The organism is Gordonia sp. GONU, assembly GCF_024733855.1.
Lineage (GTDB): Bacteria > Actinomycetota > Actinomycetes > Mycobacteriales > Mycobacteriaceae > Gordonia > Gordonia amicalis.
On the sequence record NZ_JANRHB010000021.1, the window covers coordinates 68,934 to 79,913 of the forward strand.

The window sequence follows — 10,980 nt, forward strand, 5'->3', positions numbered from 1 at the left end:
GGTGCCGAACCTCGGATCCAGTCCGACGACTGGGTTAACGAACTCAATCACCCTCAAGCCCCGCCGGGGCGATGTCGTCATGCCCTCGTTCTCGGGCTGCTTCGTCGTGCCCGGAGATCATCGGGAAAGGCAGTCGAAACATGCGTTTGTCGAACTCTCGAAGAGCCGGTCGGTTGGCGGCGGTCGCCGTCGCCGCGGCGTGCGTCTTCTCGGTCGTGTCGTGTAGCAGCGACGACGGCGGATCGAATGGCTCCGCCGCGGATTCCAGCGGCGCCAAGGCCTCCGGCGAAGCGATCAAGGTCGGGTTGTTCAACCCTTCGAAGGGCCCGGCCACACAGCCCGGGGTCACGACCGGCAAGCAGGCGGCCGTCGATTACATCAACAACCAGATCGGCGGCATCAACGGCCGTCCCATCGAGATCGTCGACTGTGGCATCGACCAGACCGCACCCGAGTCGACGGTGTCCTGCGCCAACCAGTTCGTCGAGGCCGGCGTGGTCGCCGCGATCGACGGTTTCAACGCCGAATCCGCCGCCGCCGTACCGATTCTCACCGCCGCGAAGATCCCGCTGGTCGGCCAGATCCCGTTCAGCACCATCACCGGGGCATCGCCGGCGAACCGCGTGTACTTCGGTCCACCGCCGGCCGCGTTCCTCGTCGGCTTCATGCAGCAGCTCAAAGCCGAGGGCAAGACGTCACTGACCCTGGCGAACGCGGATCTTCCCCAGGCCCACCAGGTCTTCGACGGGCTCATGAAACCGCTCGGCGCACAGCTCGGCATCGACGTGAAGTCGGTCTACTACCCGCCGACCGGCCCCAACTTCACGCAGCTGGCCAGCCAGCTCGCCGAGGGCAATCCGGCCGCCGCCGGACTCATGACCTCCCCCAACGACAACGTCTGCACCAAGCTGGCACAGTCGCTGCGCTCGGTGAAGTACGAGGGGACCATGTTCATGGCCGCGTGCACCGACTTCATCGACACGCTCGGCGCGCAGGCGGTCGGCGCACAGACCTACTCTCCGTTCTGGCAGCCGCCCGCCCTCGACGCCACCCCAGCGGAGGTCAAGGGCAACCTGGAGACCGCACAGAAGTTCATCGACGATCAGAACGGCACCGCCGGCTTCTACGCCTACGGCACGTTCTCGATCCTCGCGGACTTCGCGACCACGGTCGGCAACGCGAAGCTCACCGAGTACACCGGGCCGAGCGTCCTGCGCACCCTCAAGGCGATCAAGGACTACCAGTCCTTCATCGGCCCGAAGCTGACCTGCGGCAAGACGACGACCCCGAACTGCACCACCGAGATGCTGCTGTTCAACGTCGTCGGTGACAAGAAGACCGAGCCCGCCACCGGCGGTTTCATCACCCCGCTCCCGGCAGCGCTCCAGCGCATCCCGGGCGCCTACTGAGCGATACACCGCGCGGTGGGGCGGGCCTCGACCCGAGGCGCGTCCCACCGCACCCGCTCTCCACGAACCGATCTCCGGGTGGCACGTCCACCCGTCCGCGCCATCCGACCGCGTGAGATGCACACGCGCCGAACGAATGAGTACGCCACATGGGCCAGTTCCTCCAGTTCGCCTTCCTCGGGCTAGCCGCCGGTGCCATCTATTCGGTACTCGCGTCATCCCTGGTCGGCATCTATGCCGCCACCGGCATCATCAACTTTGCCCAGGGCGCCATCGGCCTCTACTCGGTCTATCTCGTCGCGGCGTTACGCACGGACGGCAGTCTCGTCCTGCCCATCGGCACCGTGAGTCTCGGCAGTGAGGACAACCCCACGTCGATGGAACTGGCACTGGTCCTCGGTGTGGTCAGTGCCGTGGTCTGGGCGCTGCTGGCGCATGTCCTCGTCTTCCGGCCCCTGCGACACGCGCCCGTGCTGGCGCAGGTGGTCGCGTCGGTCGGTCTCATGTTGTTCCTGCAGGCCCTCGTCCAGTTGCGCTTCGACACGGAAAACCTCTTCGCCCAGTCGATCCTGCCGGAAACCACCGTCGAGATCGGCGGTGCCGTCGTCAACGTCTCCGATCTGATCCTCGCCGGCGTCGCCATCGCGGTGTCCCTGCTGCTGTGGGCCTACTTCCGGCTCACCACCCTCGGTGTCGCGACGCGCGCCGGGTCCGAGGACGAACTCGCCGCCCGCCTGTCCGGCTACTCCCCCGACCGTCTCGCCGCCATCGTGTGGGCGATCACCGGCGCGGCAACGGGTCTGATCGTCGTGCTCGCCTCGTTCACCATCGGACTGACCGTCACGAGCTACACGTTCTTCGTCATCCCCGCACTCGCCGTCGCCCTGGTCGGGCGGCTGACCTCCTTCGGGATCGCGTGCGCCGCAGGCCTTGTGCTCGGAGCCTTCCAGTCGGTCATCTCCTGGCTCGCCACCAAGAGCTGGTGGCCGGAATGGGCGCAGGCCGGACTCGGCGACGCCGTGCCCTTCGTCATCGTGGTCGTCGCACTGTTCCTCCTCGGCGGCCGTATCCCGTCGCGCGGATCGCTCGGCGAGGTGCGCATGCCCGCGGTGCGCATCCCGCGCATCCGGATCATCCCGACCGTCGCGATCATCGCAGCCGTCGTCATCGCGATCCTGCTCACCTCCGGCACCTGGCGGTTCGGCGTGGTCACCTCGGTGATCCTCTCCCTCATCGCCCTGTCGCTGGTTCTGCTGACCGGTTACCTCGGCCAGATCTCGTTGGCGTCCATGGCCTTTGCCGGTGCCGCCGGATTCGCCCTGTCGAAGCTGACCACCAACTGGAACGTGCCGTTCCCGTTCAGCATGCTGTTCGCGGCACTCATCGCGACCGGTCTAGGCGTGTTGGTCGGCGTCCCGGCCCTCCGCATCCGCGGCGCGCAGCTCGCGGTGGTGACCCTGGCAGCGGCACTGGCGATCCAGAGTTTCGTGTTCAACAACCCCGCCATCACGGCATTCGAGGGCAACATGATCGCCGACCCGACGATCTTCGGCATCGACCTCGGGGTACGCGACGGCACCAATCTCGTCACCCTTCGGTTCGCGCTGATGGTCCTCGTCGTCGTCGCGATCGCCACCCTCGTCGTCCTTCGGTTCATGGGCGGCTCGACCGGCCGCGCGTTCCTCGCGGTCCGTTCCAACGAGCGCGCCGCGGCGTCGGTCGGGATCAACGTCGCCGCAACGAAACTCCTCGGCTTCGCCCTGTCGGCCTTCCTCGCCGGCATCGGCGGCTGTCTGATCGGTTACAGCCGCGGGCAGCTCTCGGCCGGTTCGTTCACCGTCATGATCGGCCTGACCCTGCTCGCGATGACCTACGTCGGCGGCATCACCTCGTTCGCCGGCGCCGTCATCGCCGGCATCATCGGTCCGCTCGGCGTCGGCTATGTGTTCCTCACCCAGACCCTCAGTCTCGGTGAGTACTACGAACTCATCGCCGCCGGCAGCCTCCTGCTGATGGCTGTGCTCAACCCCGTCGGCGTGGCCGGGGCGGCGTCGGAACTCGGTGACAAGATCCGGGCCCTGCGGCACCGGAAACCAGACCCCAAAACCGAGGCGCCCGGCGCGGCGCAGAGCACACAGGCAGGTGTCCATGTCTGAGTCGACCGCATCCGATACCGCCGTCCTGGACGGGACCGCGCTGCTCCGAACCGGCGGGCTCTCCGTCCGATATGGCGGAGTCAGCGCCAATTCCGATGTCGACATCACCGTCGGCGCCGGCGAGATCGTCGGACTGATCGGCCCCAACGGCGCGGGCAAGACCACCTTCGTCGACGCCGTCACCGGGTTCACCAAGGCGACCGGCACGGTCTCACTCGCCGGTGAACGCCTGGAGAAGGCGTCGCCGCACCGTCGGCGCCGAGCGGGTATGGCACGCACGTGGCAGGCCGGTGAGCTGTTCACCGACCTCACCGTCTCCCAGAACCTGGCCGTCGCCGTCCAGCCCGTCGGTCTGCGCGCGATGCTGTCCGACGTCGTCAACGGTTCGCGGCCGCCCGCCGAGACCATCGATCGGGCACTCGACCTGGTCGGCCTGCGCGACGCCGCCGATCAGCTGCCCGGCGAACTCACTCTGGGACAACAGAAGTTGGTGGGCGTCGCCCGGGCGCTGGTCGGTGGGACACGGCTCGTCCTGCTCGACGAGCCCGCCGCGGGCCTCGACACCCACGAGAGCCGTGACTTCGGCGCCGAACTGCGGCGCATCGCCGCCACCGGCATCGGCATCCTGCTCATCGACCACGACATGTCGCTGGTCCTGGACGTCTGCGACCGCCTCTACGTGCTCGACTTCGGAAAGGTCATCGCCAGCGGCACACCCGCCGCCATCCAGGACGACCCGGCGGTGATCTCCGCCTACCTGGGAAGCCCGGAGGTCGACCCGGATGTCGTCGCCGAACTCGACGCGGCGGATTCGTCCGGTGCCCCATCCGATCCCGCCACCGGCACCCAACCCTCCCCCACCGACGCGCCCGAGGAGAACCGATGAGCACCGACACCTCCGCCGCGAAGCCCGTCCTCGAACTCGACGACATCACCGTCGGTTACGGCGGTGTGCCGGCGGTACGCGGCTTGAGTGCCTCGGTCCGCCCAGGGGAGATCCTCGCCCTGCTCGGGCCCAACGGTGCCGGCAAGACGACGACCCTGCTCGCCGCCGTCGGCGCACTGCCGCTGATGTCGGGCTCCGTCACCGCGCTGGGCGAGCCGATCGACCACCACATCGAACGCAACGCGCGCCGTGGAGTGACCCTGGTCCCCGACACCCGCGGTCTCTTCCACAAGCTGTCGGTCTCGGACAACCTGCGGCTCGCCAAACGCAAGAACGGCACCGACCTCGACACCGTCTTCGAGTACTTCCCGAAACTGAAGACCATGCGTTCGCGGCACTGCGGCAACCTCTCCGGCGGTGAGCAGCAGATGCTCGCCCTCGCCAAGGCCCTGCTCGCGCGTCCGCGGGTTCTGCTCATCGACGAGATGAGTCTCGGCCTGTCGCCGGTGGCCGTGCAGGATCTGCTTCCGCGGCTCCGCTCGTTCGCCGACGAACACCAGATGGCGGTGGTCCTCGTCGAACAGCACATCGACCTCGCGCTCGGGATCGCCGACTCGGCGATCGTCCTGCACCACGGCCGGGTGGCCCTGTCGGCGAGCGCCGCCGAACTGCGCAGCCGACGGGACAAGGTGGAGGCCGCGTACTTCGGCCGCACCATCGAAGAACAGGCCTCCTGAGACCGGTCACGACGAACGACACCACCGAACGAATCCGGGGACGACGTGGTCATCGCCGACGATCAGAACGCGAACGGGACCGACGGGTCCGCTCGCCGGCGCGTCGGGCGTGACCGCCCCGCGCGCAGCACCCGCAACCGTCCGACCGACGAGGAGTTGCTGGACGCCGCCTGCGAGGTGATCGCCGAGGTGGGCGCCGACCGCGCGACCATGACCTCGATCGCCGAACGCGGCAGCACCACGCGGGTGACCCTCTACGCCCATTTCGGGTCCCGCGACGAGCTCGTCTCACGCGTCATCGCCCGCGAACTCGAGATCTTCACCTCGTTCATGTTCCGCGTCTACGACGAGAGCGAGGACATGCCCTACGGGGCGCGTGCCCGCCATTCGGTGCGGTGCCTGTTCGATTACGCCCGCAACCACCCCGCGGGCCTCCGCGTGCTGATGGGACACAGCGAGGGCGGAGGCGGCAACCGGCGCTTGTACGCGGCGCTCGAACCGCGTATCTCCGCCCGGCTCCGACAGAACTACGCCGAACAGGGCGCCGACATCGCGGCCGGCGCGGACACGCTCGCGTCCCTGCTGCTGGGCATGAGCCTCGACGTCGCGCACCGTGCGCTCATCGTCGACGGCGCCGGCATCGACGAGGCGTGTGACCTCGCGGTCACCGCCACCATGGCCGTACTCCGGGACGTCCGGCCGGAACAACTCCAAGCGCTCGACGCCTCCCTCGAACAGCACTGACAGCCGAATCACCCGGCGTCGCCCGCACGATCGGCGGCCGGTCCCGGGCCCGTATCCAAGACCCGGACAAGTCGACCCCAAGTTTCCCGCAAGCGGGCCGGGCGATTCTTTCTCCTGTCACACGAACCCCCGCGGTCGAACCGCCCCCGGTACCCCCGGACCACGGCCGCCCAGGAGAGGAACACCATGTCGCGTCCGCAGAACATCCAGTCCGACACCGATCAGCTCGAGACCGAGGAGATCGGCCCGCTTCCCGGCCCGCGCCGGCCGCTGTGGCAGATCGGTCGCCGCGCCACCGTCATCGTGGCCTGCCTGGGCTTCAGTGCCCTTGCGGCGTGCAGCTTCAGCGTCGGCACCCAGACGGTCGAGGAGGCCTCCGACATCGATGTCGGCGAGTGCCTGCAGATCGGTGAGGAGGACGGCGAGGGCAAGGTGGCCGCGACCAAAGAGGACTGCGAGGGCACCGAGGGGCTGACGTTCTACGCCGCCGACAAGGTGAGTTCCGGTGCGGAATGCACCGCCGACTACACCTCGAGCCTCACCTTCAGCGGAGGTGACCAGAAGCTCTGCATGACACCGAATTTCGCGACCGACACCTGCTATCAGATCCCACTCAACGGCGGAGAACTCGCCGACTACCGCGAGGTCGAATGCAGCACCTCGCCGGTGGAGAACACGATCATCGCCAAGACGGTCAGCCGTGGCGACGGATCTATCACCTGCCCCGGGGATCAGACCAGGTGGACCTTCACGCAGCCGGCGTCGATCGGTTACTGCCTGACCGAGGATGTCACCGCCGCAGGCGAATTCGGCGGCTGAGTCGCCGGCTCGGCCACCGGCGGCTGGCCCGACGATGCGGAGTTCGCCGCCGCGTCTACCAGGCCGTGACCGACCCGGTAGTCGACGCGCATCCGGGCCATCTCCGCATCGCGCACGCGATAGGCCTTCTCGATCCGCGCACGGGCTCGCCGTGCGCCGCCCCGGCGCTGTGCCGAGCCGGCCAACGCGAGGGCCGGACCGACCCGACCGAGAACGTGCTTGATCGTCCCGTCCGGGATACCCAGGGCGTCCGCGTCGTGGTCGCCGATGAACACCCGCTGCAACCCGTACATGATGTTGGTGGCCAACCGGTTTCGCAGGACACGCGGGCCGGGGAGCACGTTGGCGAGCTCCGGGACGAGATAGTCCTCGGTGAGCGCGACCACGAAGTCGTGATCGTCGGGTCCGGGTCCCGGCGACGTCAGGCGATACAGCTCTTCGATGCGGACATGATCGGCCTCGCAGCTCGGATTCAGTTCTGGACTCATGCCGACGACATGCCCGACGTAACGCCAGAGATGGTAGATGTCCTCCAGTTCCCGATCGGTGAACCGGACCCCGAGTGTGTGCATGGCGGCGATCGCGATGTGCCCGAACTCGGCGATCGTGAAGGCCATGTACGGCTGTGGAATCGGCACGCCACAAGCCTTTTCGTCCCAGTCGCCCCGCTTCCACAGCATCTGCCGCACATGCGCGTGGATCATCCGGACCCGCACGGTGTACGCGAAACCGTCGCCGTCGCGGCGCATTCCGCCCGGCGTGATGACCTGGCTGAGCCACTCCCCGACCTCCACCGACCGCATCGCCGGCTGCGACACGTAGCGCCCGGTGGTCGCGAGCGGCTTGGCGGCGATGGTGTTCCCCGCTCCGCGCACCAGTGATGCCGCGCCCAGCACGATGCCGAGCGGTGCGGTGTTGACGATGAGCGCATCTGCGGCCCGGGCCATCCGGTCGTGGTCGGCCCAGGCCGGCTCGTCGTCGAGGAAGGTGAACAGCGCGCGCATGGAATCGGTGGACTCGTCGAGCGAGGAGATCCCGTGGGCGAGTGCGTTCCGGAGCACGGAGGTCGTCGACCCGCCCGGGTGCGAGTCGGCCGCGACCGCGTCGGCGAGGGGATCGGCGAGCCACATCTGGTCGAGCCAGACCCGCCCGGCCTCTCCGTATCGCTGCACCGCGAGGTCGGCATTCACCAGATCAGACGGGATCCCCTTCATGAATCCATGAAAACACGAGCGATCCTCACTTACCATTCACTTTCTATGAGCCCGTCCCCGTCATCGAAGAAGGCGACTCAACAGGCACGGAAGTCGCCACGGCAGCAACGCAGCCGCGAGATGAGGAGGCTTCTCCTCACCTCTACCCTCACGTTGTTGGACCGGCATCCGGACCGGCGGCCGACGACCGCCGAACTCGCCGCTGCAGCCCACATCAGCATCGGCACCGTCTACCGCTACTTCGCCGACATGGACGCCATCGTCGAGGAACTACGCCTCGCCGCGGTCCACGACATCACCGCCACCCTCGCGAGCGGCATCGGACGAGCCCTGGACCAGCCGCCACTCGACGCGATGACCATCGTCGTCGAGACCCTCGTGGCGTCGTTCGAATCCCACGCATCGGTACTCCGGGCGTCGCTCGAACTCCAGAACAACGGTTTCGGCGACGCCTGGGCCGAGGTCGAGGGGCCGCTGCTCCCCCTGGCCCGCATCCTGCCCTCACGCCTGCGTCCCGACCTCGACGATCGGGCGATCGACGACCTCGTCTTCCTCACCATGGGTGCGACCGCGAGCCTGTGTCTGCGCATCGCACTCCGCCGAACCCAGCAGGCCGACCGTGAGGCACTGATCGCCATGGCAGCCCGAATGTTGCTGGCGGCCTTCGACACCACGAGTGATTCGCGAGCCGTCGGCAACTAGGCCGCGGCGACCCCGGGCTTCACCAGCGTCTTCCGGACGTACACCTGGCGACGGACGCGTGCGACGACCGACCCCGACTCGTCAACGATCTCGGTCTCGAACCACGTGAGACTCTTGTGGCCGGAGGCGGTCTCGACGCGGATCTGTTCCACGACCGCGGGATCGACGATCATGGTCGCGGTGAGACGACCCTGCCCCGGACTGACGTAGTCGATCTCGCCGGCGGCATCCCACACGACGTAGCCCTTGCCGAGCTGATGCATCAGGAGAAGTGCGTAGAACGGGTCGGTCATCGACGACAACGTCCCGCCGAACGCGGTTCCGAAGTAGTTCCGGTTCAGCTTGCTGATCCGATACGTGACCGTGGCCGACGACCAGTCGTCGGCGATGTGAGTGACGCGCACGCCCGCACCGAGGTACGGCGGCCACAGACTCATCCCGAGCCGCATCTTCTTCGCGGTCATCCGCATTCTCGAGAACCCCATCCTATGTAGACCTACATAGGACAGATAAGCGGTCGGATCGGCGGAACGTCAAGAGGATCGTGGTCGACAGTGACGAGCGTCATCCCGATGGAGATCCTTCCGCGTTCTTGCCACAGAATCAGCAGGAACCGGGCCTGTCTCGCCGCGAGGACCTCAGAGGCTGCGCTGCTTCGCGTACTCCGCCATCGCCGCGCGCTCGCCGTCGTGCTTCGGGTAGAAGAAGAACACGATCGCGGCGCCCGCCAGCACGATGACCGCGGCGGCGCCGTAGGCGCGGTTGTCCCCGTGCACGAAGGCGTCCCGGGCGGCGCCGATGATCTGGTCGGCGTACTGCGGATAGCGTTCGGCCAGCACCTCGGCACTGGAGAAGGACTTGGTGAGTGCGGTTTCGGTCTCCTCGGTGATCTGGTCGGCCTGCGGCGACGCGGCGATGGTCTCCCGCAGCTGGTTCGCGTAGCCGGCGGTCAGGATGGCACCGAGTGTCGACTGCAGGATGGCCCCGCCGAGGTCGCGCTGCAGATCCGACATGCTCGACGCCATGCCCGCCCGCTGGACGGGTACCGATCCGGTGAGCGATTGCGAGGCCGGGGTCCCGGCCAGTCCCACACCGACACCCACGAGGACGTAGACGAGGCCGACGTGCCAGAAGTGGGCGTGGGAGTCCCAGGTCAGCATCGCGAACACGAGTCCGGCCACGATGAAGGCGTAACCGGACAGCAGGGTGAACCGCGATCCCATGCTCTGCACGAGCTTGGCCGACTGCGGCGCGACGATGACCATCGCACCGGCGGCGGGCAGGATCGTCGCGCCGGCGGCGAGGGTCGAGTAGTCGAGCACGTTCTGCATGTACTGCTGGCCGATGAACATCGCGCCCATCAGCGTGCCGAAGACGATGAGCCCGCCGACCGCGGCGACCCAGAAGGTGCGTCGGGCCGCGATCCGGAGGTCGAAGAGCGGAACACGCACGCGCAGTTGCCGCCAGACGAATCCGACACCGGCGACGATCGCGATCACGGCGAGGATGTAGACCTGGAGCCGCTGATCTCCGTTGGGCGCGAAGTTGATCGCGAGGACCAGCGCGCCGACCATCACGATCGAGACGACACCGCCGAGGTTGTCGACGACCGCCGCCTCGTCACCGGTGTCGGTGGGCACCAGCCGCCACGCCGCCGCCAACGCGAGAACGGCCAGCGGCAGGGTCACCAGGAACACCGCGTGCCAGCTGAACACCTCGAGCAGCGCACCCGACATCAACGGGCCGAGCGCCGAGATCGCCCCGCCGAACGCCGACCAGGCGGCGATCGCCCTGGTGCGCCTGGGTCCCGACCACAGCGCGGTGATCACCGCGAGGGTCGTCGGGAAGGCCAGGCCCGCAGCGATACCGCCGACCAGGCGGGCACCGAAGAGAACCTCGATGGTGGGCGCGAGCCCTGCGACGAGCGACGCCGGGATCGACAGTGCCATGCCGAAGACGAGCATTCGTTTGCGGCCGTGACGATCTCCCAGCGCACCGAAGTACAACACCGAGGCGGCGAGGCCCAGCGAGTATCCGACGGCTATCAGGTTCAGTTGCGTCGAACTGGCGTCGAGATCCTTGCCGATGTCGGGCAGAGCGACGTTGGCGACCGCGAGATTGATGTTGGCCACGCCCGCGACGAGGATCAGCGCGATGAGAATCGCACGCGCGCGTGCCGGCGCCGTGCCTGTTTCGACCTCGGGCGTCGTCGACGTCATCGGTGAATCGTACGTGCGGAAGCCCTGCCCGAGCAGGGCTTCCGCACGTCAGCGGCACGGAATTGCCACGCCCCGGGCCCCGAACAGCCCGGGG

10 protein-coding genes are annotated in these 10,980 nt (G+C 67.8%); 7 read left to right on the forward strand and 3 right to left on the reverse strand.

What is annotated here, in order from left to right:
* Positions 1-140: 140 nt before the first annotated feature.
* The 6 genes from NWF34_RS17545 (at position 141) to NWF34_RS17570 (ending at position 6,751) form a co-directional block, all read left to right on the forward strand.
* A complete protein-coding gene (locus NWF34_RS17545) occupies positions 141-1,409 on the forward strand; it encodes an ABC transporter substrate-binding protein (protein WP_096274746.1) in 1,269 nt (422 codons plus the stop codon).
* A 149-nt stretch (positions 1,410-1,558) separates the two neighbouring features.
* Complete coding sequence (locus tag NWF34_RS17550; protein WP_159406013.1) at positions 1,559-3,565, forward strand: ABC transporter permease; 2,007 nt, start codon at positions 1,559-1,561, stop codon at positions 3,563-3,565.
* Positions 3,558-4,451 carry an ABC transporter ATP-binding protein gene (locus NWF34_RS17555; RefSeq protein ID WP_159406014.1) on the forward strand — a complete coding sequence of 298 codons (894 nt, stop codon included), beginning with the start codon at positions 3,558-3,560 and terminating at the stop codon, positions 4,449-4,451. Before NWF34_RS17550 ends, NWF34_RS17555 begins: the two co-directional genes overlap by 8 nt.
* The gene (locus NWF34_RS17560; protein WP_096274748.1) at positions 4,448-5,188 is read left to right on the forward strand and encodes an ABC transporter ATP-binding protein; all 741 of its coding nucleotides are present in this window, start codon (positions 4,448-4,450) and stop codon (positions 5,186-5,188) included. Before NWF34_RS17555 ends, NWF34_RS17560 begins: the two co-directional genes overlap by 4 nt.
* A 45-nt stretch (positions 5,189-5,233) precedes the next feature.
* Entirely contained in the window at positions 5,234-5,932 is a 699-nt protein-coding gene (locus NWF34_RS17565; protein ID WP_159406015.1) for a TetR/AcrR family transcriptional regulator, read from the forward strand.
* Positions 5,933-6,118: 186 nt separating this feature from the next.
* Entirely contained in the window at positions 6,119-6,751 is a 633-nt protein-coding gene (locus NWF34_RS17570; protein ID WP_159406016.1) for a pyridine nucleotide-disulfide oxidoreductase, read from the forward strand.
* Here the strand turns inward: NWF34_RS17570 and NWF34_RS17575 are convergent.
* Complete coding sequence (locus tag NWF34_RS17575; RefSeq protein WP_159406017.1) at positions 6,703-7,965, reverse strand: oxygenase MpaB family protein; 1,263 nt, start codon at positions 7,963-7,965, stop codon at positions 6,703-6,705. The genes NWF34_RS17570 and NWF34_RS17575 overlap by 49 nt on opposite strands.
* Positions 7,966-8,085: 120 nt before the next feature.
* On the opposite strand from NWF34_RS17575, the gene NWF34_RS17580 reads away from it, so the two are divergent.
* Positions 8,086-8,667 (forward strand): TetR/AcrR family transcriptional regulator, encoded by a 582-nt coding sequence (locus tag NWF34_RS17580; RefSeq protein WP_159406031.1) that lies wholly within the window; start codon positions 8,086-8,088, stop codon positions 8,665-8,667.
* On the opposite strand, the gene NWF34_RS17585 is transcribed toward NWF34_RS17580, so the two are convergent.
* Both NWF34_RS17585 and NWF34_RS17590 read right to left on the reverse strand, forming a co-directional pair.
* Positions 8,664-9,152, reverse strand: a complete 489-nt coding sequence (locus tag NWF34_RS17585) for a DUF4442 domain-containing protein (RefSeq protein ID WP_236577724.1) — start codon at positions 9,150-9,152, stop codon at positions 8,664-8,666. The genes NWF34_RS17580 and NWF34_RS17585 overlap by 4 nt on opposite strands.
* Positions 9,153-9,305: 153 nt before the next feature.
* Positions 9,306-10,886, reverse strand: coding sequence for an MFS transporter (locus NWF34_RS17590; RefSeq protein WP_258325640.1), 1,581 nt, complete (start codon positions 10,884-10,886; stop codon positions 9,306-9,308).
* Positions 10,887-10,980 lie beyond the last annotated feature (94 nt).